At 62.5% G+C, this 25,102-nt stretch carries 25 protein-coding genes; 17 read left to right on the forward strand and 8 right to left on the reverse strand.

The features are described 5' to 3' along the window. Positions 1-71: 71 nt before the first annotated feature. From JHD59_RS04155 to JHD59_RS04170, 4 genes are all read left to right on the forward strand, one after another. Positions 72-1,295: an MFS transporter gene (locus JHD59_RS04155; protein WP_199153257.1), complete on the forward strand. Its 1,224-nt coding sequence runs from the start codon at positions 72-74 to the stop codon at positions 1,293-1,295. 228 nt (positions 1,296-1,523) lie between these two features. Continuing rightward, positions 1,524-2,264, forward strand: a complete 741-nt coding sequence (locus JHD59_RS04160; protein ID WP_103319385.1) for a PAS domain-containing protein — start codon at positions 1,524-1,526, stop codon at positions 2,262-2,264. Between the two features lies 1 nt (position 2,265). Then, positions 2,266-3,156, forward strand: a complete 891-nt coding sequence (locus JHD59_RS04165; protein WP_103319383.1) for a DMT family transporter — start codon at positions 2,266-2,268, stop codon at positions 3,154-3,156. A gap of 99 nt (positions 3,157-3,255) precedes the next feature. Next, complete coding sequence (locus tag JHD59_RS04170) at positions 3,256-3,714, forward strand: hypothetical protein (RefSeq protein WP_146042117.1); 459 nt, start codon at positions 3,256-3,258, stop codon at positions 3,712-3,714. Positions 3,715-3,730: 16 nt separating this feature from the next. On the opposite strand, the gene JHD59_RS04175 is transcribed toward JHD59_RS04170, so the two are convergent. Then, a complete protein-coding gene (locus JHD59_RS04175) occupies positions 3,731-4,180 on the reverse strand; it encodes a YaiI/YqxD family protein (RefSeq protein ID WP_199153258.1) in 450 nt (149 codons plus the stop codon). 105 nt (positions 4,181-4,285) lie between these two features. Here JHD59_RS04175 and JHD59_RS04180 point away from each other — a divergent pair, with 105 nt between their 5' ends. The 12 genes from JHD59_RS04180 to JHD59_RS04235 all read left to right on the forward strand — a co-directional run bounded on the left by JHD59_RS04180 (position 4,286) and on the right by JHD59_RS04235 (position 16,341). Then, complete coding sequence (locus JHD59_RS04180) at positions 4,286-4,756, forward strand: NUDIX hydrolase (protein ID WP_199153259.1); 471 nt, start codon at positions 4,286-4,288, stop codon at positions 4,754-4,756. Positions 4,757-4,878: 122 nt separating this feature from the next. Next, positions 4,879-6,048, forward strand: a complete 1,170-nt coding sequence (locus JHD59_RS04185; protein WP_199153260.1) for an isovaleryl-CoA dehydrogenase — start codon at positions 4,879-4,881, stop codon at positions 6,046-6,048. Between the two features lie 130 nt (positions 6,049-6,178). Then, positions 6,179-6,541 (forward strand): nuclear transport factor 2 family protein, encoded by a 363-nt coding sequence (locus tag JHD59_RS04190; RefSeq protein WP_103319375.1) that lies wholly within the window; start codon positions 6,179-6,181, stop codon positions 6,539-6,541. Positions 6,542-6,555: 14 nt separating this feature from the next. Next, the gene (locus JHD59_RS04195) at positions 6,556-8,154 is read left to right on the forward strand and encodes a carboxyl transferase domain-containing protein (protein ID WP_199153261.1); all 1,599 of its coding nucleotides are present in this window, start codon (positions 6,556-6,558) and stop codon (positions 8,152-8,154) included. Positions 8,155-8,253: 99 nt separating this feature from the next. Further along, positions 8,254-9,039, forward strand: coding sequence for an enoyl-CoA hydratase/isomerase family protein (locus tag JHD59_RS04200; RefSeq protein WP_199153262.1), 786 nt, complete (start codon positions 8,254-8,256; stop codon positions 9,037-9,039). 111 nt (positions 9,040-9,150) lie between these two features. Continuing rightward, on the forward strand, positions 9,151-9,291 hold the full coding sequence (locus JHD59_RS04205; protein ID WP_158248732.1) for a hypothetical protein: 141 nt from the start codon (positions 9,151-9,153) through the stop codon (positions 9,289-9,291). Further along, a complete protein-coding gene (locus tag JHD59_RS04210; protein WP_199153263.1) occupies positions 9,281-11,236 on the forward strand; it encodes an acetyl/propionyl/methylcrotonyl-CoA carboxylase subunit alpha in 1,956 nt (651 codons plus the stop codon). The genes JHD59_RS04205 and JHD59_RS04210 overlap by 11 nt, the downstream gene beginning before the upstream one ends. A 31-nt stretch (positions 11,237-11,267) precedes the next feature. Further along, entirely contained in the window at positions 11,268-11,750 is a 483-nt protein-coding gene (locus JHD59_RS04215) for a tetratricopeptide repeat protein (protein WP_103319367.1), read from the forward strand. 14 nt (positions 11,751-11,764) lie between these two features. Then, positions 11,765-12,292: a GyrI-like domain-containing protein gene (locus tag JHD59_RS04220; protein ID WP_233163890.1), complete on the forward strand. Its 528-nt coding sequence runs from the start codon at positions 11,765-11,767 to the stop codon at positions 12,290-12,292. Positions 12,293-12,301: 9 nt separating this feature from the next. Next, on the forward strand, positions 12,302-13,195 hold the full coding sequence (locus JHD59_RS04225; RefSeq protein ID WP_199153264.1) for a hydroxymethylglutaryl-CoA lyase: 894 nt from the start codon (positions 12,302-12,304) through the stop codon (positions 13,193-13,195). 62 nt (positions 13,196-13,257) lie between these two features. After that, positions 13,258-15,219, forward strand: a complete 1,962-nt coding sequence (locus JHD59_RS04230) for an acetoacetate--CoA ligase (protein ID WP_199153265.1) — start codon at positions 13,258-13,260, stop codon at positions 15,217-15,219. A 33-nt stretch (positions 15,220-15,252) separates the two neighbouring features. Beyond that, positions 15,253-16,341, forward strand: a complete 1,089-nt coding sequence (locus JHD59_RS04235) for an HDOD domain-containing protein (RefSeq protein WP_199153266.1) — start codon at positions 15,253-15,255, stop codon at positions 16,339-16,341. A 232-nt stretch (positions 16,342-16,573) separates the two neighbouring features. Here the strand turns inward: JHD59_RS04235 and JHD59_RS04240 are convergent, their stop codons facing one another. Beyond that, positions 16,574-17,542, reverse strand: coding sequence for an NAD-dependent epimerase/dehydratase family protein (locus JHD59_RS04240; protein WP_199153267.1), 969 nt, complete (start codon positions 17,540-17,542; stop codon positions 16,574-16,576). A 96-nt stretch (positions 17,543-17,638) separates the two neighbouring features. Here JHD59_RS04240 and JHD59_RS04245 point away from each other — a divergent pair, with 96 nt between their 5' ends. Further along, positions 17,639-18,553 carry a LysR family transcriptional regulator gene (locus JHD59_RS04245; RefSeq protein ID WP_199153268.1) on the forward strand — a complete coding sequence of 305 codons (915 nt, stop codon included), beginning with the start codon at positions 17,639-17,641 and terminating at the stop codon, positions 18,551-18,553. A gap of 264 nt (positions 18,554-18,817) precedes the next feature. Here JHD59_RS04245 and JHD59_RS04250 read toward each other — a convergent pair whose 3' ends face one another. From JHD59_RS04250 to JHD59_RS04275, 6 genes are all read right to left on the reverse strand, one after another. Then, on the reverse strand, positions 18,818-20,479 hold the full coding sequence (locus tag JHD59_RS04250) for a glycosyltransferase family 39 protein (RefSeq protein ID WP_199153269.1): 1,662 nt from the start codon (positions 20,477-20,479) through the stop codon (positions 18,818-18,820). Between the two features lie 12 nt (positions 20,480-20,491). Then, entirely contained in the window at positions 20,492-21,418 is a 927-nt protein-coding gene (locus JHD59_RS04255; RefSeq protein ID WP_199153270.1) for a hypothetical protein, read from the reverse strand. Between the two features lie 88 nt (positions 21,419-21,506). Beyond that, positions 21,507-21,722: a 50S ribosomal protein L31 gene (gene rpmE / locus JHD59_RS04260; protein ID WP_043624491.1), complete on the reverse strand. Its 216-nt coding sequence runs from the start codon at positions 21,720-21,722 to the stop codon at positions 21,507-21,509. Positions 21,723-21,830: 108 nt separating this feature from the next. After that, the gene (gene cysS, locus JHD59_RS04265; protein ID WP_199153271.1) at positions 21,831-23,204 is read right to left on the reverse strand and encodes a cysteine--tRNA ligase; all 1,374 of its coding nucleotides are present in this window, start codon (positions 23,202-23,204) and stop codon (positions 21,831-21,833) included. 117 nt (positions 23,205-23,321) lie between these two features. Further along, positions 23,322-24,539 (reverse strand): 6-phosphofructokinase, encoded by a 1,218-nt coding sequence (locus JHD59_RS04270; RefSeq protein WP_199153272.1) that lies wholly within the window; start codon positions 24,537-24,539, stop codon positions 23,322-23,324. Positions 24,540-24,793: 254 nt separating this feature from the next. Next, on the reverse strand, positions 24,794-25,102 hold a 309-nt coding region (locus JHD59_RS04275), incomplete at its 5' end, for a 5'-nucleotidase C-terminal domain-containing protein (RefSeq protein WP_199153273.1).

Here is a 25,102-nt window from a genome sequence, read left to right on the forward strand (position 1 = left end):
CGGACTGCGCCGCATCCATAAGCGCAGGCTTATAGTCATGCCAACAGTAATGACTTTAAGCGAGCAGCGCCATGAATGCCTCTCTCAATTCCATCCGCTACCGTACCCTGGCCGGCACCGTTCTCACCCAGTTCGCCCTGGGTTCCGTCTACACCTGGAGCCTGTTCAACGCCCAGCTGTCGCATAAGCTCTCCGAACCGGTCAGCCAGGTGGCTTTCGCCTTCGGCCTGCTGAGCCTGGCCCTGGCTGTCGCCTCTTCCCTGGCCGGCAAGCTGCAAGAGCGCTTCGGCGTGCGCAAGGTCGCCATCGGCGCCGGCTTGCTGCTGGGCCTGGGCTTCTACCTGACTTCCCAGGCCAGCAATCTGGTGATGCTCTATCTGTGCGCCGGTTTGCTGGTGGGCTTCGCCGACGGCGCCGGCTACCTGATGTCGCTGTCCAATTGCGTGAAATGGTTCCCGGAGCGCAAGGGCCTGATCTCGGCCTGCGCCATCGGCGCCTATGGCCTGGGCAGCCTGGGCTTCAAGTTCATCAATCTGGCGCTGCTATCCCGCTTCAGCCTGGAAGCCACTTTCCAGCTGTGGGGGCTAATCGCCATGGCCATGGTGCTGGCCGGCGCGCTGCTGATGACAGACGCGCCCAAGCAAGCAGCTGCCGCGCAAACCCAGGGCAGCCGCGACTTCACCCTGGCCGAATCCATGCGCCAACCGCAATACTGGATGCTGGCCATGATGTTCCTGACCGTATGCATGAGCGGCCTGTATGTGATCGGCGTGGCCAAGGACATCGGCGAGAGCTTCGTCCACCTGCCGGCGCTGACCGCCGCCAACGCCGTCGCCGTCATCGCCGTGGCCAATCTGTCCGGCCGCCTGGTGCTGGGCATCCTGTCCGACAAGATGCCGCGCATCCGCGTCATCACCCTCGCCCAGATCGCCGCCCTGGCCGGCATGCTGACCCTGCTGTTCGCGCCGCTGAACGCCACGCTGTTCTTCGCAGCCATCGCCTGCATCGCCTTCAGCTTCGGCGGCACCATCACCGTGTACCCGTCGCTGGTCAGCGATTTCTTCGGCCTGAACAACCTGACCAAGAACTACGGCGTGATCTACCTGGGCTTCGGCATCGGCAGCATTGTCGGCTCCATCGTGGCCTCGCTGTTCGGCGGCTTCCTCGCCACCTTCCACCTGATCCTGGCGCTGCTGATCGTGTCCCTGCTGTTTTCGCTGATCATCCGCCAGCCAGGCGCAGCCAAGGCCGCAGAAGAAAACTTCCACGCCGAGCCGCATCTGGGCAAGGCCTGATCCTCCCGCCCGCGACGACAAAGCCCCCGACATCGGGGGCTTTTTACGTTGATGACGCCCCATCCCTGCAAGACCTGGTCTTGGAACCTTGGCCAGCAAGGGAAACTGTCCCCTCATTTCCATCCGCTTTGTTTACTGTCTTCCCATAAGCCTCGCATACGATTAGGATATGTATAATGTATATTATATTTATTTGTGCTTACCTTAATCATATCAATCGAGACAAACATGCACCCCATCTATTCATTCAAGAGTTTTGCGGAGCTGGAGATCTTCATCGATCAACTGGAAAGCGTTGGACAAATGGCTGGCGCCAAAGACCTCCAGCACAATTTCCTGTACGTTAACGCCAGCTATGCAGACTTCCATGGTTTGCCGCGGGAACAAATCATTGGCAAGAAGTCTGGGGACATGCCCAATGGCATTTCCGTTCTGTCCCAGCTCATGTATGAACAAGATCAAATGGTGCTGCTCCAGAAAAAAAAGATCATCATGGGAAGCATCCACCCCCATCGCAACGGCGATCCGCGCGCCTACAAGTTCCGCAAGTACCCCGCCCTGCTCAACGGCAAAGATCCGCTTATTTTATTCACTGGCGAGGATTTGACTTGCGACACCACCTTCTGGAGCGACATTCTATGGGGTATCGAACCGGCTTTCAAAGTGGAAAAACTAGTTGCGGCTTCCTATGCGCAGCTGCTGGAGTCCAAGGAACTCAAAATTCCGCTTAACGAAAATGAATTATCGGTCCTGACGCTGCTGCTCCGTGGCGTGCCTGTCAAGCGCATCGCCTCCATCTACGACCTATCCACGCGCACGGTTGAAAATAGAATAGAGTCTTTAAAAGATAAATTTGGCGCATTGAACCAACAAAACCTGATTGATACCGCCAGAAAAATGGGCTACCAGTCAGTCATATCACGCGCGATATTCAAAGACCACATGACATACAACCTGCTGGTGGAGTGATATGAAAAACAGTAAAACGATTCTTATCATCCTGCTGTCCACCAGCATCTTCGGCTTTAATTACGTTGCGGCAAAAATCAGCGGGATCAAAATTGACCCCGCTGAGACAGCAATGCTGCGCGTCATGTTCGCAGCGCTGCCCGCCTGCTTGTTCTTGCGCGTCAAGCGCGCCGATTTTCCTTACGTCTTGCTGTATGGCCTGGCTTTTTCTCTGGGTCTTTTTCTGTTTTTCAAGGGATTGAAAACCGGAATCGATACCGGCATCTCATCGGTCATCATGCAAGCCGGCTCTCTCTTCACCGCCATTGGCGGAATAATGGTTCTCAAGGAAAAATGGAATAAGTTCAATATTATTGGATGCCTGATCGCATCCGCGGGAATTTACTCTATTTCCAGGATAAAAGAAGGAGGCATCAATACCGCTGGGATTGCCCTGGTCTTAGGTTCCGCTTTTAGCTGGACTTTCGCCAATCTTGCGGTAAGGCTTTCCCGCACCGAACGCCCGATCAGCTTTGTCGCGTGGGGCAGCCTGGTGTCTGCCCTACTTTTATTGCTGATCAACTTGAGCAATGGCATGACCATCATCCACACCATTGAACAGATCGACAAGCAAGCCTGGCTAGCCATCGCCTTCCAGGGATACATTACGACATTGGTGGGATATGGATTGTGGACCCTACTGCTAAGCAATAATCAATTGATATTGAGCGCCCCCAGCTACCTGCTGGTTCCAGCCTTCGCCTTGTTATTTTCTCATTTTGTACTAGGAGAGATAATAACCATGCAAAAAGTCTTCTTCTCGTGCATTGTCGTCATCGGCGTGATCATCAATGCCAGCGCGCCTCAGCTTGCCGAATGGAGGCCTGTCAAAAAATCGCTGATTGTATCATGAGCATTTAAAATAAATAAGGCGGTTTTCTCCCCTAGCTGGCATTGGGGAGAAAACTATAATGGTCATATCGCCCTCTTTCATCACCGCATCGAGGCAGACATGACCAGAATGCACATTCCCAGGCTGCAATGTTTCTTTGAAGACTTTATCCAAGGCGTCTCACAGCACATCAGCAATCAACTTGCGCCTTCGGAATGGCAACGGCTGCTGGCGCTGGCGCAAAGCACGCCATCGCACGATCCCGAGCTGCAATTCGCAGCGTTCGACTCGATTGAAGGCCGCATCCGCCACTACGCGTATGAAGAACAGATTTCGCCGCTGGAAATACTGTCGGCGCCTTATTTTTATCAGCAACTGGAAATTATCGGCCGCATAGCAGAAAGCCCGCTCTGCTATTTCAGAGAAAGCGGCATCTATCTTTGGAGCCCCGCTCCCGATTGCGACTCGCTATGCTTTTGGCTCACCTATCCAGCCTACCCGCCAGGCTGGCCGGACGATCACAATGGCCTGCTCCAGCCAACTGAGCCATGTCTTCAAGCGCCGCTTTTGATCATGTGAGAAAAGCAGGTTTTTCTTAAATTGCGCGTTTGGCCAACCAGATATCCAGCTGCCGGGCAAAGGCCTGGCGATCCGCCTGGCTCAACGGCGGCGGGCCTTCCGTCTGGATGCCGCTGGCGCGCAGATTGTCCATGAAGTCGCGCATCGTCAGCTGCGCGGCGATGGTTTCCTTGGAAAACGCATCCCCGCGCCAGTTCAGCGCCTGCGCGCCTTTGGCCAGCGCCTCGGACGCCAGCGGGATGTCGCCGGTGATCAGCAGGTCCGTCGGCTCTATGCGGCGGGCGATTTCGTTGTCGGCCACGTCGAAGCCCTTGGGCACCTGCAGCGCGCGGATATTCGGCGCCTTAGGCACCGTCAGCAGCTGGTTGGCGACCAGCACCAGCTCCACGCCGGTGCGCTGCGCCGCGCGGAACAGCACTTCCCGTATCACCTTGGGACAGGCGTCGGCGTCTACCCAGATCGTCATGGTGGTTTCTTTCTCTATCAATAGCCGGCCATGATACCCGCCCTTGTCCATGACGGGAGAAAGCGCTATGCTGCGCGCCCGCCAAAAATGCCAAGGAGATATCGCATGATCAGCGTCGACATAGCCGGCACCCGTTTCAATCTGCGCGCCGCCGCCATCATCGAGCATCGGGGCAAAGTGCTATTGCACCGCGCGCTCAGCGATGACTTCTGGACCCTGCCCGGCGGCCGCGTAGAGCCTGGCGAGCATGCCGCCGCCACGGTGGAGCGGGAAATGCGCGAAGAGCTGGACGAACAGGTGGCATGCGGCCCGCTGCTGCTGTTGGCCGAGAACTTCTTCAGCTACCGCGGCAAGCCCAATCATGAGATCGGCCTGTATTTCGAGACCCGCCTCGCGGCAAACTCGAAACTGCCGCTGCGCGCGTCTCCCTTCGTCGTGCACGATGCCGGCGCGCGGCTGGAGTTTGCCTGGTTTCGGCGCGACGAACTGCCGCTGTTAAATGTGTTGCCGCTTGCGGCCAAAGACTTGCTATTGAGCGAACAGCGCGACCTGCGCCACCACGTCACCCGCGAGTAAGCCTCCGGCCGCCCTCCGCGGCGGCCATCATGCCGACATATTGACGCTTACGTAAACGTAAGCGATGATGTGTTCATCAGGCGCCGCCAGCCGCGCCGCACGCACAAACGAGGAGAAACCCCATGTACAGCAGCCTGCGCTTCGCCTTCGGCGAGACTTACGACCTCCTGCGCGAATCGGTGCGCGACTTCGCCGAACGCGAGATCGCCCCGCGCGCCGCCGCCATCGACCAGGACAATCTGTTCCCGGCCGATCTGTGGCGCAAGTTCGGCGAGCTGGGCTTGCTCGGCATCACCGTCGGCGAGCAGTACGGCGGCGTGGACATGGGCTACCTCGCCCACATGATCGCCATGGAAGAAATCAGCCGCGCCAGCGCCTCGGTGGGCTTGTCTTACGGCGCGCACTCCAATCTGTGCGTCAACCAGATCTACAAAAACGGCAACGACGCGCAGCGCGCCAAGTATCTGCCCAAGCTGGTCTCCGGCGAACATGTCGGCGCGCTGGCGATGTCCGAACCGAATGCCGGCTCCGACGTGGTCAGCATGAAGCTGAAGGCCGACAAAACTGACGGCGGCTATCTGCTCAACGGCAGCAAGATGTGGATCACCAACGGCGGCGACGCCGACACCCTGGTGGTCTACGCCAAGACCGACGTCAACGCCGGCCCCAAGGGCATCACCGCCTTCATCATCGAAAAGAGCTTTAGCGGCTTCAGCCACGGCAGCAAGCTGGACAAGCTGGGCATGCGCGGCTCCAACACCTACCCCATGTTCTTCGACAACTGTTTTGTGCCGGAAGAGAACGTCCTGGGCGGCGAAGGCAATGGCGTGAAAGTACTGATGAGCGGCCTGGACTACGAGCGCTCGGTGCTGGCAGCCGGCCCGCTGGGCATCATGCAGGCCAGCCTGGACATCGTGGTGCCCTACCTGAACGACCGCACCCAGTTCGGCCAGCCGATAGGCGACTTCCAGCTGATGCAGGGCAAGCTGGCCGACATGTACGTCAAGCTGTCCGCCAGCCGCGCCTACGTCTACGCCGTGGGCCAGGCGCTGGACCGCGGCGAAACCGGCCGCCAGACGCGCAAGGACGCCGCCGGCGCCATCCTCTACGCCGCCGAGAACGCCACCCAGCTGGCGCTGGACGCCATCCAGTGCCTGGGCGGCAACGGCTACATTAACGAATACGCCACCGGCCGCCTGCTGCGCGACGCCAAACTGTACGAGATCGGCGCCGGCACCAGCGAGATCCGCCGCTGGCTCATCGGCCGCGAGTTGATGGCTGAGACCCGATAAAACCTTATAAAACAGCCACGAAACCCACCAAAGAACACGAAAAGAAAAACGAGCATCCTCCGCTTTCTATTTATCGACAGCGTCGTTTTCGTGTTTTTCGTGGGATTCGTGGCAAAACAGAGGTTTAAAAATGCCTGTGCTTTCTTCCGACAACGCCGCCGAACGCATCGTCCAGGCCCAGCTGGACGCCTACAACGCCCGTGACCTGGCCGCCTTCGCCGCCTGCTACGCCGAGGACGTCAAGGTCTATCGCCTGCCGTCCATGACGCTGAGCCTCTCCGGCCGCGCGGCGCTGGCCGACCACTACGCCAGCAAGCGCTTCCATCTGCCCCGGCTGCACGCCGCGCTGCTGCACCGCATCGTGCAAGGCTGCCGCGTCATCGACCACGAGGACGTGACGCTGGACGGCGAGAACCACCTGCGCGCGGTCGCCATCTACGATGTCAACGCCGATGGCCTGATTGCAGCCGTGTGGTTTGTCGACGCCGAATGACAAGGTAAAAGAACATGCCCATTCTCGAATCCAAGCTGTCGCCGCGCGCCGCGGACTTCGTCGCCAACGCCGACAAGATGCGCGCGCTGGTCGACGATCTGAAACAGAAAGTCGCCCAAGCGGCCTTGGGCGGCGGCGAAAAAGCCCGCGCCAAGCACACCGCGCGCGGCAAGCTGCTGCCGCGCGAGCGCATCGACCTGCTGCTGGACCCCGGCGCGCCGTTTCTGGAGCTGTCTCAGCTGGCCGCTTACGGCATGTACGGCGGAGACGCGCCCGGCGCGGGCATGATAGCCGGCATCGGCCGCATTTCCGGCGTCGACTGCCTGATCATCGCCAATGACGCCACCGTCAAGGGCGGCACCTATTACCCGATGACGGTGAAGAAGCATCTGCGCGCGCAGGAAATCGCCCGCGACAACCGCCTGCCCTGCGTCTACCTGGTGGACTCCGGCGGCGCCTTCCTGCCGCTGCAGGACGAGGTGTTCCCGGACAAGGAACACTTCGGCCGCATCTTCTACAACCAGGCCAATCTGTCCGCCGCCGGCATTCCGCAGATCGCCGTAGTGATGGGCAGCTGCACCGCCGGCGGCGCCTACGTGCCGGCGATGAGCGACGAAACCGTCATCGTCAAGGAACAGGGCACCATCTTCCTGGGCGGCCCGCCGCTGGTAAAGGCCGCCACCGGCGAGGTGGTCAGCGCCGAAGAACTGGGCGGCGGCGACGTGCACGCCAAAATCTCCGGCGTGGCCGACCACCTGGCCCAGAACGATGCCCACGCGCTGTCCATCGCCCGCCGCATCGTGTCGGACCTGAACTGGAAAAAACAGGGCGAGCTGGACCGCGCCGAGCCCAAGCCGCCGCGCTACGCCGCGGAGGAAATCTACGGCGTGATCCCGGCCGATCCGAAAAAGCCGTTCGACGTGCGCGAGATCATCGCCCGGCTGGTGGACGATTCCGACTTCGACGAATTCAAACAAAACTACGGAAATACTCTAATAACGGGCTACGCCCGTTTAAATGGGTACCGCGTCGGCATCCTGGCCAACAACGGCATCCTGTTCTCCGAATCGGCGCTGAAAGGCGCGCACTTCGTCGAATTGTGCTGCCAGCGCGGCATCCCGTTGATCTTCCTGCAGAACATCACCGGCTTCATGGTGGGCAAGAAGTATGAGAACGGCGGCATCGCCAAGGACGGGGCCAAGCTGGTGACGGCCGTAGCTTGCGCCAAGGTGCCCAAGTTCACCGTGCTGATAGGCGGCAGCTTCGGCGCCGGCAACTACGGCATGTGCGGCCGCGCCTACTCGCCGCGTTTCCTTTGGATGTGGCCGAACAGCCGCATCTCGGTGATGGGCGGCGAACAAGCTGCCGGCGTGCTGGCCCAGGTGAAGAAGGAACAGCTGGGCGACGCCTTCACGCCAGAGCAAGAGGAAGCGCTGAAAGCGCCAGTGCGCCAGCAGTACGAAGAACAGGGCCACCCTTACTACGCCAGCGCCCGCTTGTGGGACGACGGCGTGATCGACCCGGCCCAGACCCGCGACGTGCTGGCGCTGGCGCTGGATGCCGCGCTGTCCGCGCCGATAGAGCCAAGCCGCTTCGGCGTGTTCCGCATGTAATAGGACAGTAGCCACGAAATCCACAAAACCACACGAAAATAACCTCCAGAATCGTCAGGCCCATTTTCGTGTCTTTCGTGGCCAATATGAGGTTTTCCGATGAGCTACACCACGCTGCAACTCGAGCACACCGGCAAGGTTGCCACCATCTGGATGAACCGTCCGGAACTGCACAATGCGCTGAACGAAGTGCTGATCGCGGAATTGACCGAAGCGATGCGCCAACTCAACCGCAACGACGCCGTGCGCGTGATTGTGCTGGCCGGCCGCGGCAAAAGCTTCTGCGCCGGGGCAGATCTCGACTGGATGCGCCGCGCCGCCGGCTACAGCGAGGCCGAAAACCTGGCCGATGCGCAAAAGCTGGCGGCCATGCTGAAGGCCATTTACCGCAGCGCCAAGCCGGTGATCGCCCGCATCCATGGCGCGGCCATGGCCGGCGGCACCGGGCTGGCGGCGGTCTGCGACATCGCCATCGCCACCGATGCAGCCAAGTTCGCGCTGACCGAAGTGCGGCTGGGCCTGATACCGGCCACCATCGGCCCCTACGTCGCCGACGCCATCGGCCCGCGCCAGGCGCGCCGCTACTTCCTGTCGGCCGAGCGCATCACCGCCGGCACCGCGCTGAAGCTGGGCCTGATCCACGAGCTGGTCAGCGACGAGCTGCTGGACGCGCGCGTGGCCGAAATCGCCGAAGAACTGGCCAAGGGCGCGCCCGGCGCGCTGCGCGAAGCCAAGCTGCTGCTGGCCGAGCTGCGCGAAGGCTCGCCGTGGGACGACCAGCTGCTGGAACGCACCGCCGGCCGCATCGCCGCCATCCGTGCCGGCGACGAAGCCCGCGAGGGGCTGGCGTCGTTCTTCGAGAAACGCCCACCTAACTGGCTATGAACTTTTAGCCACGAAATCCACGAAAGAACACAAAAAATGGCACACCGACCGGTCCCACAGGCAGCTGCAGATCGTCCGTGTCGTTTCGTGGTTTTCGTGGCAAAAACCAGGTTGAAAATCATGTTCAATAAAATCCTGGTCGCCAACCGCGGCGACCAGCAGCCGCAAGGCTGCGCAGCTGCGAAGCAAAATCGTCTGCCGGCGCGCCAGCGCCGGGGCGGTTTCGCCGCAGGAGACCGCCATGTTCAATAAGATACTGATCGCCAACCGCGGCGAAATCGCCTGCCGCGTCATCAAGACCGCCAAGGCCCTGGGCATCGCCACGGTCGCCGTCTACTCGGACGCCGACGCCAGCGCCCGCTTCGTCAAGCTGGCCGACGAGGCCTATCGCCTCGGCCCGGCGCCGGCCGCCGAATCCTATCTGCGCGCCGACCTGATCCTGGCCATCGCCAAACAGAGCGGCGCCCAAGCGGTGCATCCCGGCTACGGCTTTTTGTCCGAGAACGAAGACTTCGCCGCAGCCTGCGAAGCCGCCGGCATCGCCTTCATCGGCCCGCCGGCTTCCGCCATCGCCGCCATGGGCAGCAAGTCCGCCGCCAAGGCGCTGATGGAAAAAGCCGGCGTGCCGCTGGTGCCCGGCTACCACGGCGACGAGCAAGACCCGGCGCTGCTGCAGCAGCAGGCCAACGCCATCGGCTACCCGGTGCTGATCAAGGCCAGCGCCGGCGGTGGCGGCAAGGGCATGCGCATTGTCGAGAAGAGCGAAGACTTCGCCGCAGCCCTCGCCTCCTGCCAACGCGAGGCGAGTGCCAGCTTCGGCGACGACAAGGTATTGATCGAAAAATACCTGACCCGCCCGCGCCACGTTGAAATTCAAGTCTTCGCCGACCAACACGGCGGCTGCGTCTACCTGTTCGAGCGCGACTGCTCGGTGCAGCGCCGCCACCAGAAAGTATTGGAAGAAGCGCCGGCACCGCACCTGCCGCAGGCCACCCGCGAGGCCATGGGCCAGGCGGCGGTGGCCGCCGCGCGCGCGGTGGGCTATGTCGGCGCCGGCACCGTCGAGTTCATCATGGACGTGGACACGGGCAAGTTCTACTTCATGGAAATGAACACCCGGCTGCAGGTGGAGCACCCGGTGACCGAGATGATCACCAGCCAGGACCTGGTGGCCTGGCAGCTAACGGTGGCGGCGGGCGGAGAACTGCCGCTGAAACAAGACCAGTTGGCCATCCGCGGCCACGCCTTCGAGGCGCGCATCTACGCCGAAGACCCCGACAAAGGCTTCCTGCCGTCTACCGGCACCCTGGTCCACCTGGCCACGCCCGTAGAGTCCGCCCATGTGCGCATCGACACCGGCGTCGAGCAAGGCGACGCCATCTCGCCGTTCTACGACCCGATGATCGCCAAGCTGATCGTCTGGGGCGAGACTCGCGAGGCCGCGCTCAGGCAGATGGACGCCGCGCTGGCGCAGTACCAGATAGTCGGCCTGTCCAGCAATGTATCTTTCCTGCGCCGCATCGTGAACCACCCCAGCTTCGCCAGCGGCCAGGTCGACACCGGCCTGATCGCGCGCCACCACGACGCGCTGCTGCCGCCGCCTGCCACGCCTTCCGCCAGACAGCTCGCCTTGCTGGCGCTGGCCGAAGCCTTGCGCCACAAGCATGACTACCCTGCCCCCGCCGGCTGGAGGTTGAACGGCGCGCTGACCCGCCGCCTCACTTTCCTATTGAATGATCAAAACTACGAGGCGTCCTTGCAGCACCATGGCGACGGCTTCATTGTCCATGTCGGCGGCACCTCGTTCCCCGCCCGCGCCAGTCTGAGGGACACGCAGCTGGAAGCCGTGCTGGACGGCATCAGCATCAAGGCCACCGTGGTGCGCCACGGCGCGCAGCGCGCCTTGTTCGACGGCGGCGAACGTCTGACCGTCGAGCTGGTCGATCCCTATGCCTACACCGAAACCGGCGTGCACGGCGAAACCCACCTTAAGGCGCCGATGCCGGGCCGGGTGGTAGCGCTATTGGCCGAGATCGGCAAGAAGGTGGCCAAGGGTTCGCCGCTGTTGATCCTGGAAGCGATGAAGATGGAACACACCATCACCGCCCCTGGCGACGGCATCGTTCAGGACTTTTATTTCGCCGCAGGGGAACAAGTCAACGATGGTGACGAACTGGTCGACTTTGCCGCAGAATGACCAAGTCATAAAACCAGCAAAAGGACGCGCTATGCACATCGCCTTGGAAAACATCCGCAAACTGCAGCACAACGGCCAGCCGGAGCAAGCGCTGCAACAGGCTCAGGAGCTGCTGCGCCAGCAACCTCAGCATGCCGATCTGCATTATCTGGCCGCCAGCCTGCACGATGGACGCGGCGAAGAAGCCGCCGCCATCCCGCATTATCTGCAGGCGCTGGAGCTGGGCCTCAGCGGCCACGACGCCGCCAGCGCCTGGCTGGGACTGGGCAGCAGCTACCGCGCGCTGGGCCAGTACCGCGAGGCCGAGCAGGCCCTGCTGGAAGGACTGCATCACTTTCCCGAGGACAAGGCGCTGCAAACCTTCCTGGCGATGGTCAGATACAACCTTGGCAAAAGCAAGCTGGCGGTGGAGTCCTTGCTGAAACTGCTCGCTCAGACCAGCGGCGACGAAGACATCCGCCGCTATGAACAAGCCATGCGTTTCTACGCGCAAGACCTCGATAAAACCTGGTAAGGAGAAGCAGCAGGATGCCGGCCAATATTCACGACATGGAGCCGCTGATCATCAACCATCCCGGACTGGAGCTGGCCGGCTACAGCCGGCCAGTCAGCTTGCAAAGTGGCGACAATCTGCGGCAGATCCCCGCCTTCTGGAACGACTACGCCGAACGGCTGCGCCAACCGCTATTGGCTGCGCTCGGGCGGCCGCACGCAGCGGAATACGGCGTGGTGTACGATTTTGCCCCCTCCCAGACCGGTTTCCGCTACATGATCGCCATGGAAGACCGCGCGTCACGCGCGCCGGACGGATGCGAACGCCGCGCCATCCCCGCCGGAAAATATGCGGTGTTCACCACGCCGCCCGTGGAAAGCGCCGCGGCGTTCGGCGCGGCCATCGCCCAGACCTGGCAGCATATCCATCAGCAATGGCTGCCCGAATCGGCAGAGTGGGAGCACGCTCCCCGGGACGCTTTTGAGCGCTACGACGGTCGCTGCGCGCCGGGCCAGCCGCAACTGCAGATGGACATCTACATCCCCATCCAGCCCAAATGCTGAAGGAAAACCATGCAAAGCGTCAAAATCGTTGAAGTCGGGCCTCGCGATGGGCTGCAGAACGAAAAGCAGCCGCTGGACACCGCCGTCAAGCTGAAACTGATCCGCCGCCTGGCGGACAGCGGCCTGCTCAGCATAGAGGCCGGCGCCTTCGTGTCGCCCAAGTGGGTGCCGCAAATGGCCGGCAGCGCCGAAGTGCTGGCCGGACTGGACTTGGACGGCCCCATCGCCTACCCGGTGCTGGTGCCCAACGACAAGGGCCTGGACGCGGCGCTGGAAGCCGGCGTCAGGGAAATCGCCGTATTCGGCGCCGCCAGCGAGAGCTTCAGCCAGAAAAACATCAACGCCAGCATCGCAGAAAGCCTGCAGCGCTTTGAAAGCGTGACGCGGCGCGCGCTGGACGCCGGCATCAAGGTGCGCGGTTATGTTTCCTGCGTGGTGGGTTGCCCGTATGAAGGCAAGATCGCGCCGCAAAAAGTGGCGGACGTGGCCAAGGCCCTATCCGATCTGGGCTGCTATGAGATTTCGCTGGGCGATACCATAGGCGTGGGCACGCCGGCCTCGGTGCGCGAGATGCTGGACGCGGTGCTCGACGCCTTGCCGGCCAAACAGCTAGCCGGCCATTTCCACGACACCTATGGCATGGCCATCGCGAATATCCGCGCGGCGCTGGACTCAGGCCTGCGGGTATTCGACGCCTCCGTCGCCGGCCTGGGCGGCTGCCCCTACGCCAAAGGCGCTTCCGGCAACGTGGCGACGGAAGACGTGGTTTACCTGCTGCATGGCGAGGGCTACCACACTGGCATCGATCTGACTAAACTGGTGAACGCTGCCTGGTATATTGCCGACGCGCTGGGCAAAGCCCCCGCCTCCAAGCTGGCGCACGCGCTCGGCCGCCAGAGCTGAACAAACCGGCACGCCCGTCCACCTCAAAATCAATAATGACGGGCCGCGCCACAGGAGAAACCATGCAAGCAAGCAACACCCCGATCTGGACTCCGTCGGCCGAGCGGCTGGCGGGCTGCCACCTTACCGCCTTCACCCGCCTGGCCGAAACCGCCTGGGGCCGCCCCCTGCCCGACTACCACAGCCTGTGGCGCGCCAGCGTAGACGATCCCGGCCGCTTCTGGTCGCTGGTCTGGGACTACTGCGGCGTGATCGGCGACAAGGGGAGCACGGCCTTGGTCCACGGCGAGGATATCCGCGCCGCCCGCTTCTTCCCGGAGGCGCGGCTCAATTACGCGGAAAACCTGCTGCGCCGCAACGACGACACGCTGGCCGTGGTGTTCCGAGGCGAAGACAAGATCGAAACCAAGCTCACCTGGCGCGAGCTTAACCAGCTGGTCTCGCGCCTGCAGCAGGCCATGCGCGCGAGCGGCATCCAGCCGGGCGACCGCGTCGCCGGCTTCATGCCGAATATGCCGGAAACCCTGGCGGCCATGCTGGCGGCCAGCAGCCTCGGCGCGGTGTGGACCAGCGGCTCGCCGGACTTCGGCCTGGACGGCGCGCTGGACCGCTTCGGCCAGACCGAACCCAAGCTGCTGTTCTGCCCCGACGGCTACTGGTACAACGGCAAGGCGGTGGACATCCGCGGCAAAATGATCCAGCTGGCCGAACAGCTCCCCAGCGTCGCCCGCGTGGTGGTGGTGCCGTATATCGGCGATGGCGAAAACTTCGCCGCCTCGGTGCCCAAGGCGCAAACGCTGGCGCATTTCCTGGCGGCGTACGACGCCCGCCCGGTGGAATACGAACGGCTGCCGTTCAACCACCCGCTGTTCATCCTGTACTCCAGCGGCACCACCGGCAAGCCAAAATGCATCGTGCACGGCGCGGGCGGCACCCTGCTGCAGCACATGAAAGAACACCAGCTGCATGCCGACATCCACGCCGGCGACCACTTCTTCTACTTCACCACCTGCGGCTGGATGATGTGGAACTGGCTGATGAGCGGCCTGGCCTCCGGCGCGGCGCTGATGCTGTACGACGGCTCGCCGTTTGCCGACGAGGGCCGCGTGCAGTGGGACTACGCCGCCGAGCACGGCTTCACCCATTTCGGCACCTCGGCCAAATACATAGACAGCCTGCGCAAGACCAGCATCGTGCCGGCGCGCGATTGGCAGCTGCCGCGGCTGCGCTCGCTGTTCTCCACCGGCTCGCCGCTGGTGGCGGAAAGCTACGACTGGGTCTACGCCAACATCAAGCCGGACCTCAACCTGGCGTCCATCTCCGGCGGCACCGACATCGTCTCCTGCTTCGCCCTGGGCGCCCCCACGCTGCCGGTTTACCGCGGCGAGCTGCAATGCCGCGGCCTGGGCATGGCGGTGGACATCTTCGACGAACTGGGCCGGCCGATCTGGCAGGAAAAAGGCGAGCTGGTCTGCACCAAGCCCTTCCCGTCCATGCCGATAGGCTTCTGGAACGATCCGAGCGGCGAAAAATACCACCAAGCCTACTTCGGCCGCTTCCCCGGCATCTGGTGCCACGGCGACTACGCCGAAATCACCGCCCATGGCGGCGTGATCATCTACGGCCGCTCCGACGCGGTGCTGAATCCCGGCGGCGTGCGCATCGGCACCGCCGAGATCTACCGCCAGGTAGAAGCCTTTCCGGAAATCCTGGAAAGCCTGGCCGTGGGCCAGTTATGGCAGGACGATGAACGCGTGGTGTTGTTTGTGAAACTGCGCGACGGCGCGGCGCTGGACGAGGACCTGATCTGCCGCGTCAAGACGCAAATCAAAAACGGCGCCAGCCCCCGCCACGTCCCCGCCCGCATCATCGCCGTGGCCGACATCCCCAAGACCGTCAGCGGCAAGATCGTGGAACTGGCGGTCAAGAACATCATCCACGGCCGCCCGGTCAGCAACGTCAGCGCGCTGGCCAATCCGGAGGCCTTGAAGCTGTTCGAGAATCTGAAGGAGCTGGGCGAGTAAGCCTTTCAAATCGGTCTGAACAAACGAGGACTTTTGTCCTCGTTTTTTTACGCGGGCAACGGATATATCGCCCCCAAAAACGCCAGATTCCAAAACCTGGAAACGGCCGCTCCCACACAATATACGGAGGTTTCCACCCATAAGTGCGGCGAACTGAATTATCATGAAAAGAAGGGCAAGGTGATTTCCGAGTCGCAACAGGCGCTGAAATACCCACAATATTCACCAACAGTACAAGAAAGCGGAAAGCGGCGGTTTTCGGAGCGCATAAACATGTTGAGTCGGCACCAGCGCAGCTGGGGTATGGAACATTGGGCGGCTTATCTGAAAGACAGGGATATACCTGTGCTCTCCGCGACCCGTGATTTTTTCCAGTCGCTGAAATCCCAAGGCCAGGACGCGCCGGAATTCGCGCCCAAAGAACTCGCCGAAAGGGTGCAAGACGATCCGTACTTGGCCCTCAAATTACTGATAGAGGCCGAACGGCATCGTTCCAGACGGCTAGGCAAAGAAACCACCACCCCGTTGGCGACCATCCTCCAGCTGGGCAGCGATGAATTGTATACTCTGATCGCCCATAGCCCGGTGGTGGAAGTGGATCACCCGGGCTGGAGAAACGCGGTTTCAACCGCCGTCATGGCGTCTGGCATCGCCCGGGCGTGGTCGAATTTCCGCTCAGACACCTCGCCCGAAGAAATTTCCCTGGCCACGCTCCTTTCCGAAACAGGCGAATTGCTGCTCTGGCATTTCGCGCCGGAATTGCCGATAGAGGCTATCGCTGAGTTCGAAGCCGGGCGCGCCAGCAGAACAGGCCTTGCCCAGTTGAACACCGCGGGATTCACGTTCCGGCAACTGACCCTGCAGCTGGCGGATGTCTGGCAACTACCGCAAATGATCAGCCAGCTTATCCGGGGAGTAGACAAGCCGCGCACGCATATCGCGCAAATCGCCATCGACTGCGCGCGGCATCTGATGCAAAACCCGGACAATCCCGCCCTGCCTTTCGACATCGGCAATATCGCCCAGCACATTCCAGGCGTCGCCAAGGAAAAACTGATCTCGGTCCTGCCGGTTTCCGATGAGCAAAAGGCCCATATTCTGGCGGTCTTGCAAGAAGAATGAAGAAGCGGCCCGCCAAAGCGAGATACGGTTGATTTTTTGGAGCCACACGCCGGTTTTTGATCATAAGAGCCGTGAACAAAACCCCTGATCCTGCATTGCGCCTCCTTGCCGTACTCAAGCACGTCTGCGTCGGCTCGCCTTGGCTCAGGTTTAGCGGCTCTAAACACGGTTCCTGGGCGGACATGATCCACCTTCGATTAATGTCCGCCACAGGTGCCGCCGCCTCGCGCAATCACCCCGGAAGGCAGCCCAAACCCTTCAGCGTCGCCTCCACGGCCTCGTCCAGCGGCGTCACCCTTTCCCTCCCCAACACGCCGAGCAGCTTGCCATTGTCCATCCGCACCGGCTTGCGCCACAGGTAGCGCATTTCCATCATTTCCCGCAGCGTGGTATTGAACGGCGCGATCAGCCGGATCAGCCACCAAGGGAAAGCGCCCACCTTGGCATTGACCCCATGCCGTTGCAGCGCGCGGCGAATGGCCTGCGCCATTTGCATGCCGTCCGCATCCCAATGGCCGCCCAGATGGAAAACGGCGAACGGTTCCAACGATTCGCGCCGCGACAGCAGCTCGACCATGTTGCGCGCCACGTCCGGCAGGTAGGCCCATTGATGCCCGACGCCGGGCGCGGCCGGGTTCTGGATGCGGCGGATCGCCTTGCCGGGCTGGATCAAGCCTTGCGAGAACCAATTGTTGCCAGCCCTGGGGCCGAAAAAATCCCCGGCGCGCACGATCAGCACCCTGCCGCCGCCGGCCGCGTGAGCGCGCAGCCGGGCCTCCATTTCCACCCGGATCGCGCCCTTGCGCGTCAGCGGGTGCTGCGGCGAGTTTTCCCTGAGGATGGGGAAGGCGTCCGGCCCGTAGTTGTACACCGTTCCCGGCAGCACGATGGCGGCGCCCTCGCGCTTCGCCGCGGCGATGGTGCTGTCCAGCATCGGCAGCACCAGCTCGGCCCAACGTTTGTAGCCGGGAGGATTCACCGCATGGACGATCACCGCGCAACCCTCGGCCGCCTTCGCCACGTCGTCCAGCCGCATCGCGTCGCCCCGGATCCAGACGATGCCATCGCGCATCTGCACGGGCTGCTCCAGGCTGCGCACCAGGCCGCGCACCTCCCATCCTGCATCGCGCAGCTGGCGCGCTACCTCCCCGCCTATTCCGCCTGCCGCTCCCACCACCAGTGCCGTTTGTCGCGTCGTCATGATTTTGCTCCTTGGTTCGTATCGGTGAGTCCATCTTATGGCGGCATCGATCAATACGGAATTGACTAAAATGGCATGTATTCCATACATTTATGCATGGACACGACGATAGACTGGCAACTTTACCGCTCCTTCCTCGCCGTGCTGCGGGAGGGATCGCTATCCGCGGCGGCGCGCGCGCTGGGCCAGGCCCAACCCACGCTAGGCCGCCATATCGACGCGCTGGAAGCCGCGCTGGGCATCTCGCTGTTCACCCGCTCTCAGGGCGGGCTGCTGCCGACGGATGCGGCGCGGACGCTGCGCCCGCATGCCGAAGCCATGGCCAGCCATGCGGCGGCGCTGGAGCGCATGGCCTCCAGCCAGGGGGACTCGCCGCGCGGCGTGGTGAGGATCTCCGCCAGCGAGGTGGTGGGCGCCGAGGTGCTGCCGCCGATGCTGACCGAGCTGCGCCGCCGCCATCCCGCGCTGGCGATAGAACTGGCACTGAGCAACCGCGCGCAGGATCTGCTGCAGCGGGAGGCGGACATCGCCGTGCGCATGACGCCTCCGCAGCAGGCGCAGCTGATCGCCCGCCCGGTCGGCGTCATCGAGGTCGGCCTGTTCGCCGCGCCGGGCTATCTGGCCGAGCATGGCGAACCGGCCGCCGTGGATGATCTGGACAGGCACAGCCTGATCGGTTTCGACCAGCCCACTGCCTTTCAAAGAGAGGCGGCCAAGCGGATGCCCGGCCTATCGCGGGAAGGATTCAGCCTGCGAAGCGACAGCGATCTGGCTCAGCTGGCGTTGCTGCGAGCCGGCGCCGGCATCGGATTCTGCCAGCTCCCGCTGGCCCGGCGCGACGGCTTGCGGCGCATCCTGCCCGAGCGCTACGCGCTGCGGATGGAAACCTGGATCACCATGCATGAGGACCTGCGTCACAACCGCGCCTGCAAGGCCGCGTTCGACGCGCTGGTGGAAGGCATGCGGCGCTATGCCGGACATGCGCCGCCGGATCAGCCGAAGCCGGGATAGCCGCCTAGCCGTCCATCCCGATGAAAAAAGCCGCTCCGGCATGCATCCGGAGCGGCTTTCATTGCAATGGCGGTTTTTAGAGCCTGCCAGGATCTTTTTTCGGCAACGGCCATCTCCTGCCGGATGCCGGGCGCGAAAAACGGCCCGCCGCAGTGTCACTCGCTGTCAGGGACGTTTGACCAAGCCATGCGCCGGCAGAACAAGGCCCCGTAGAGCAGCCCGGCCGACAGGCCAGCTGCCCGTAAAACGATCATAAACAGACTCTTACTTGGGTGGTTCCGCCGCCGGCAGGCGCTGCAGCAGCGCAAAAGTCATATTCTCCTCTCGCGGACGGTGGCCGGTCCATAGCACCTGCCACCCCGGCTCGGCCATGCCTTGTTGCCTGTCCCGGACGACCAGCCAGTAATCGCAAGGCGCCGTCTCTCCAGCAGGAAATGGCAACAGATCCATACCGGCGTAGTAGCGCCAGCTGATCAGCGCCAAGCGATTATGACTCTCCGTGGCGACGCACGACACCCCGCCAGCCGGCAGCTTGCGCAACATGCTCTGCACTACCGGGCGGTAACTCTTGGCGGCGTCAAACCAGGGCAGCCACAAAGTCATGCCCAGCCCCCACAGCAGCGTCAGGCCAGCGGCCCAGTTGGTGATGGCCTGGCGGCCGCGCAAATGGGGCCGGGTCAGCGCCCACAGCCAGACCAGCGTGGCGACCAGCGCGCCCACCGCATGCCACCATGACACATGCGGCTGGTAGAACGGACTGAAATACTGGGCGCGTCCGGCCAAGCCGGCCGGCCAGCCGTAGTTCATCGCCGCCCACCCCAGCCATACCAAAAGACCGAACAGGCCGAAGGTCATCAGCGCGAACCAATTCAGGAAGGCCGCCGCGCCGCGGCGCAGCGTATCCAGCTCCACGGCCGCCAGGATGGACAGCGGCAATAGCAGCGGCATGGCGTCGGTAATGCTGGCGCGGTCGGACAGCGTCAGCAACAGCGCGATCATCAAGGCGAACAGCAGCGGCAACTGCAGCTTGGGCGCGAGCGGCTGACGCTGGCGGTACAGGGTCCACAAGGACAGCGGCCAAGCCGGGAAGGCAAACCACAACACGTTGACGGTGTAGTAGCCGAAATCGTGGAACATCCTGATGTGCTTGAAGCCGCTGGTCTGGCCCAAGCAGTAATTGGCCCACCAATCGGCGAAGACGGTTGGGTACTCGCGCAACAACAACATCGGCCATACCAGGATGGCGGGCAGGGCCACCATCAGCGCCAGCAGCAGCGTCAGCGCATAGTTCTTGCAGCGCCAGGCGCTGAATGCCGGCAACATCAGCGCGGTCAGCCAGATCAGCATCAGGTCCGTGAGACTACCGCCCAGGAAGGTGGCGACACTGGCAGCGCCGAGCAGCGCGCCGGCCAGTCCTGGCGAGCGAAGCGTCAGCGACAAGGCGTAGAAGGCGGCGGCAAAACCGGTAAAACTGACAATGACAGGCGTCAGTTGATGGCCGGACTCAACCAAGCCTAGGCAGCCGATCAGGATCATCACCACGCTGCGGCCATGGCGGCGGCCTATCAGGTCGCGGCCGGCCATGCCCGCCAGCAACAAGGCCAGCGCCATCAACAGCGGCGTGGACAGGCGGGCGGCGTCATGCGCCGGCAGCAGCCATGGCGAAAACAGCTTGACGCAGCCCGCAGCCAGCCAATAGTAAAGCGGCGGATTATCCAGATAAGGCGCGCCCTGCAGCGTCGGCAGCAGCCAGTTGCCGCTGTTCAGCATGCCTTGGACAACCGCCAGCACATACGGCTCGTCCGGCTTCCACGGATCGTGCCCCAGAACACCCGGCCACAGCCAGATGAAGCACAGCAGGAGCAGCACCCAGGGTTTTTCGGTCGGCTTGGCCAGCTGGCTGGCCTGAGCGGAATAAGTCAGCATGTCTCGTTTTGGTTAGCGGCTCGTCAGCCTGCCACTCAGGCGGGCTAGCAGAACGCGCAGGTCAATCTTGCGTTTGGCGATAGAACCACGCCACTTATTGCGGCGGCGCTGCTGCTTGTGCTCAGGCGCGGCCTGCAATTGCTTCAGCCGCTGCTCGTCCCACTCCACTCGGAAGCAGTACTCAGCCTGACGAGCCACCGGCCAGCCGGCATCCATCGCGCCAAACAGTTCGTTCAGATAGATAGGCGCCTCATAGCTGTAGTTCCAGTAATGATGCAGCGGCGCGCCCAGTTCCATCATGGCGTAGCGGCTGCACGCCGCCAGCGACAACGCGAACTGTTCGGTCCAATTGCGCGGAGACAGCCTAGGAAGCAGATAGTCGCTCACCGCCAGCACACTGGCGTAGAAATCGTCTGCGCCGGCAGGCGTGCCTATCACGCCGGAGTTCCACATCTCCAGAGGCTCCAGCCGGGAGACGCCACGCCGAGCCAGCGCTTCTCGGTATTGCTGCACGGCGGCACGGTAAGCCGGGAAGAAAGCGTCGCTCAGTTCACCCTCACGCACATGCATGCAGCAAGCCCCACCAGCGCGCAGCGCGTCAAACGCCTTGTCTGGCAGGCTCAGCCAGCGGGTATCGCAATCGACATACACCAAGGCCGTGCCCAGCTCGCGGCAAGCCTGCTGCATCACCATCAATTTGATACGGTGAACATAATCGAATTCGCCCCTGAATTCGCGCAACTGCCCAGCCGTCAGCGGTTTTACCAGAATCAGCTCGTGTGCAGGCACAGCGGCGGGGTCATCGGTGTATACCACGATGCGGATATCGCTCCGCTGCTGAAGCAATAGCAGATGCAATAGGGTCAATATGGAGAAGCGAGTCTGGTCGTGATATTTCTTGCCGCCGTGGGACAAGTAGACAATGTGCAGTGGCTTCATGGGTCAAGCCCTAAGGTTTGATGGCCGCAAACAAAAAAAGGCAGCCGCAGCTGCCTCTTTCGGATACTTCGTACGACAAGCGCTGATATTAGCGCTTGAAGAAGCTGCCGAACTTCTGGTTGAACTTGTCCACGCGACCAGCGGTGTCCACGATCTTTTGCTTGCCGGTGTAGAACGGGTGGCAGCTGGAGCACACTTCGATGGAGAAGGCGTCCTTGGACATGGTGGACTTGGTCACGAACTGGTTGCCGCAGGAGCAGGTAACGGACAGTTCTTTGTAGTTCGGGTGAATATCGGTTTTCATCTCTCTACCTTTCTAATCGGGTACAGGGGTTTTGCCTGTACTGCTTGCTAAACGCGGCATTATCCGCCGTTTGCCCGCCCTTGACAAGCCAAGCGGGGCAAATAACGGTCAGGCGCGACGCCAGGTGGTGCCGGCGGCGCTGTCTTCCAGCACAATGCCCTTGGCGGTCAGCTCGTCGCGGATGCGGTCGGACTCGGCCCAGTTCTTGGCCGCGCGGGCATCCTTGCGGGCCTGGATCAGCGCCTCCACTTGCTCGGCGGAGAGCTCGCCCTCGCTGACGCCGCCCTTCAGGAAGGCGTCCGGATCGCGCGCCAGCAGGCCCAGCACACCGGCCAGATCCTTCAGTAGCCGCGCCTGTTGCGGATCGCGGCTCTTGTTGACTTCGCCTGCCAAGTCAAACAGCACGGCCACGGCTTCGGAAGAATTGAAGTCATCGTCCATCGCCACCTTGAAGCGGGCGGCGTAGGCGTTGTTCCAATCAATGCCCTGCGATGCCGGCAATTCGATGCCGCGCAGAGCGGTATACAGACGGGTCAAGCCCTGCTTGGCGTCGTTCAGGATGCTGTCGGTGTAGTTGACCGGACTGCGGTAGTGGCTGCGCACGATGAAGAAGCGGATCACTTCGCCGTCGAAGTGCTGCAGCACATCGCGGATGGTGAAGAAATTGCCCAGGCTTTTGGACATCTTCTCGCCGTCTACATTGATGAAGCCGTTGTGCAGCCAGTAATTGACGTACTGATGGCCGTGGGCGCCCTCGGACTGGGCGATTTCGTTTTCATGGTGCGGGAACTGCAGGTCTTCGCCGCCGCCGTGGATGTCGAAATGCTCGCCCAGATGGTGGCAGCTCATCACCGAGCACTCGATGTGCCAGCCCGGACGGCCCTTGCCCCACGGGCTGTCCCACGACGGCTCGCCCGGCTTGGCCGCCTTCCACAACACGAAGTCCAACGGATCGCGCTTGTTCGGGTCCACTTCCACGCGCTCGCCGGCGCGCAGCTTGTCCAGCGTGCGGCCGGACAGCTTGCCGTAGCCTTCAAACTCGCGTACGGCGTAGTAAACGTCGCCGTTGGCGGCCGGGTAGGCCTTGCCATTGGCGATCAGCTGTTCGATCAGCGCGACCATGCCGCCGACATGATGCGTGGCGCGCGGCTCGTAGGTCGGCGGCAGCAGGCCCAGCGCGGCGGCATCCTGGTGCATGTCGGCGATGGTTTCTTCCACCAGCTGCTCCGGCGTGATGCCGCGCTCCAGCGCGCGCTTGATGATCTTGTCCTCGATGTCGGTGATGTTGCGCACATAGGCGACGTCGTAGCCGGAGGCTTTCAGCCAGCGATAGATCACATCGAAGGCGGCCAGCATGCGCGCGTGGCCGATGTGACAGAGGTCGTAGACGGTCATGCCGCAGACGTACATGCGCACTTTGCCGGGTTCGATGGGTTTGAACGCTTCCTTCTGGCGGGTCAGTGTGTTGTACAAGCTGAGCATGTCTGAAACCTATTGTGATCGGTCAAAAAGAGGGTGATTGTAACAGATGCGCGGCGCGCGCTGCAGCCGCAAAGCAAAACCGCCGGCAAAGCCGGCGGTTGGCGACATCAAACTGCCTTATACCTTGGGCCAGGCGATGGGGCGGTAATCCGGCAGACCGTCCTTGAACGGCGGAATGCGCTCGCCTTCCATCAGCGGCTTGACGTAATCGAGAAAGGCCCGGGTGACGCTGAAACCATCCTCGCCGATGAACTCCGGCGGCAGCCGCTTTTCCTTGTCGCCGACTTCCGACAGCGGCACCTCGACCACGTCCCAACAGTAAGGGTGGTCATTCAGGCGCTTGATGCCGGCCATCAAGCCGGTCTTGCCGGCCAACAGCCACTCCACCGCGCGCTCGCCCATCACATAGGCCTGGCGGACGTCGGTAGTGGAAGCCAGGTGGCCGCCGGCGCGCTGCAGATAATCCACTTGCGCCACGTGGGCGGAGATGCCGCGCTCGCGCAGGATCAGCTGCGCCAGCCAGTGCCCGGCGCCGCCCAGCTGCTCGTGACCGTAGGTTTCCGACTTCTTGGCCTCGGCGACAAAACGGCCGTCCTTGCCGGTGATGCCCTCGGCCACCGCTATGGCGCACTGGCCATACTTGGCCAGACTGGCATCCAGCGCGGCGAGGAAGCGCTGCTCGTCGAACGGCACCTCCGGCAGCAACAGGAGATGCGGCGCTTCCTGCGGGCTGCGCGAAGACGCGGCGCAAGCGGCGGCCAGCCAGCCGGTATGGCGGCCCATGGTTTCCATGATGAAGACGCGGCCCCAGCCCATGCTGGTCATATCCAGGCCCACCTCGCGCATGGCGCTGGCCAGGAACTTGGCGGACGAGCCGTAGCCCGGGCTGTTGTCGGTGCCGACCAAGTCGTTGTCAATGGTTTTGGGCACGCCGATGACGCCCAGCTTGTAGCCGGTATGCTTTTCAAAATCGACCAGCCGCTCGGCGCAACCCAGCGAACCGTTGCCGCCATTGATCAGCAAATAGTGGATGTCATGCTTGGCCAGCACGTCGCGCAGGCGCAGCCAGTCTTCCGGCGCTTCCTCGAACGTGCCTATCATGCGGCGGCTGACGCCGAAGCTGCCGCCAGGCATGAAGGCCAATTGCGCGATGGCGGTGTCGGACACGCCGTCGGTATCGCACAGGCGCCCTTCCAGCAGGCCCGCCAGCCCGTCAAAGGCGGCATACAGGGACAGGCCCAGACGGCGCGCGGTCTCGATGGCGCCCTGGGCGGAAGCGTTCAGAACGGCGGTAGGTCCGCCGGATTGCAGATATACGGCTCTTGGCTTGGTCATGATCGCAACCTGAAATAGTGGACAGTCAGGGCAGCGCAAGAACCAGACAACATGCCTACGCTGCTAACACCACCACCATACCACCGGCGCGAGAGTCGCCTCAAGCCGGTTAGCCGCGACAAGAAATGCTTCCTTGACCGGCGGCAAACCGGCGTAAAAGTAGCGTCGGCACTACACACGCAAACGGCCCCGTCGACAGGAAAAGGAAAGCCCCGCCAAAGCGGGGCTGCATGGGTGATCTCAAGCACGCAGACTTAACGCCGCAGCACCGCGTCGCCCGGCGCGTAGCGAGCCGCCTGGATGGGAGAATGCTGGGCGACAAAGTCCTTCAGGATTTCGGCATCGACAAAGCCGGTGTTGACGTAGCCCGGATGCTGGTTCAGCTTGGGATAACCGTCGCCGCCCGCCGCCATGAAGCTGTTGATCGCCATGCGGTAGGTCTTGGACGGATCAATCGGCTGGCCGCCTATCAGCGCCTGCCGCAGCTCGCCCTGCTCCACCTTCAGCCTCACCCCGGCAAACTGGGCGAAGGCGCCGGCGCCCGGCGTCATCCTGGCAGCGGC

The organism is Chromobacterium sp. ASV23 (assembly GCF_016428945.1).
In the GTDB taxonomy this organism is placed as follows: Bacteria; Pseudomonadota; Gammaproteobacteria; order Burkholderiales; family Chromobacteriaceae; genus Chromobacterium; species Chromobacterium sinusclupearum.

Coding starts and splice junctions, on each gene's coding strand:
- JHD59_RS04155 (WP_199153257.1), top strand. CDS start 72: ATGAATGCCTCTCTCAATTCCATCCGCTACCGTACCCTGGCCGGCACC.
- JHD59_RS04160 (WP_103319385.1), top strand. CDS start 1,524: ATGCACCCCATCTATTCATTCAAGAGTTTTGCGGAGCTGGAGATCTTC.
- JHD59_RS04165 (WP_103319383.1), top strand. CDS start 2,266: ATGAAAAACAGTAAAACGATTCTTATCATCCTGCTGTCCACCAGCATC.
- JHD59_RS04170 (WP_146042117.1), top strand. CDS start 3,256: ATGACCAGAATGCACATTCCCAGGCTGCAATGTTTCTTTGAAGACTTT.
- JHD59_RS04175 (WP_199153258.1), bottom strand. CDS start 4,180: ATGACGATCTGGGTAGACGCCGACGCCTGTCCCAAGGTGATACGGGAA.
- JHD59_RS04180 (WP_199153259.1), top strand. CDS start 4,286: ATGATCAGCGTCGACATAGCCGGCACCCGTTTCAATCTGCGCGCCGCC.
- JHD59_RS04185 (WP_199153260.1), top strand. CDS start 4,879: ATGTACAGCAGCCTGCGCTTCGCCTTCGGCGAGACTTACGACCTCCTG.
- JHD59_RS04190 (WP_103319375.1), top strand. CDS start 6,179: ATGCCTGTGCTTTCTTCCGACAACGCCGCCGAACGCATCGTCCAGGCC.
- JHD59_RS04195 (WP_199153261.1), top strand. CDS start 6,556: ATGCCCATTCTCGAATCCAAGCTGTCGCCGCGCGCCGCGGACTTCGTC.
- JHD59_RS04200 (WP_199153262.1), top strand. CDS start 8,254: ATGAGCTACACCACGCTGCAACTCGAGCACACCGGCAAGGTTGCCACC.
- JHD59_RS04210 (WP_199153263.1), top strand. CDS start 9,281: ATGTTCAATAAGATACTGATCGCCAACCGCGGCGAAATCGCCTGCCGC.
- JHD59_RS04215 (WP_103319367.1), top strand. CDS start 11,268: ATGCACATCGCCTTGGAAAACATCCGCAAACTGCAGCACAACGGCCAG.
- JHD59_RS04220 (WP_233163890.1), top strand. CDS start 11,765: ATGCCGGCCAATATTCACGACATGGAGCCGCTGATCATCAACCATCCC.
- JHD59_RS04225 (WP_199153264.1), top strand. CDS start 12,302: ATGCAAAGCGTCAAAATCGTTGAAGTCGGGCCTCGCGATGGGCTGCAG.
- JHD59_RS04230 (WP_199153265.1), top strand. CDS start 13,258: ATGCAAGCAAGCAACACCCCGATCTGGACTCCGTCGGCCGAGCGGCTG.
- JHD59_RS04240 (WP_199153267.1), bottom strand. CDS start 17,542: ATGACGACGCGACAAACGGCACTGGTGGTGGGAGCGGCAGGCGGAATA.
- JHD59_RS04245 (WP_199153268.1), top strand. CDS start 17,639: ATGGACACGACGATAGACTGGCAACTTTACCGCTCCTTCCTCGCCGTG.
- JHD59_RS04250 (WP_199153269.1), bottom strand. CDS start 20,479: ATGCTGACTTATTCCGCTCAGGCCAGCCAGCTGGCCAAGCCGACCGAA.
- JHD59_RS04255 (WP_199153270.1), bottom strand. CDS start 21,418: ATGAAGCCACTGCACATTGTCTACTTGTCCCACGGCGGCAAGAAATAT.
- rpmE (WP_043624491.1), bottom strand. CDS start 21,722: ATGAAAACCGATATTCACCCGAACTACAAAGAACTGTCCGTTACCTGC.
- cysS (WP_199153271.1), bottom strand. CDS start 23,204: ATGCTCAGCTTGTACAACACACTGACCCGCCAGAAGGAAGCGTTCAAA.
- JHD59_RS04270 (WP_199153272.1), bottom strand. CDS start 24,539: ATGACCAAGCCAAGAGCCGTATATCTGCAATCCGGCGGACCTACCGCC.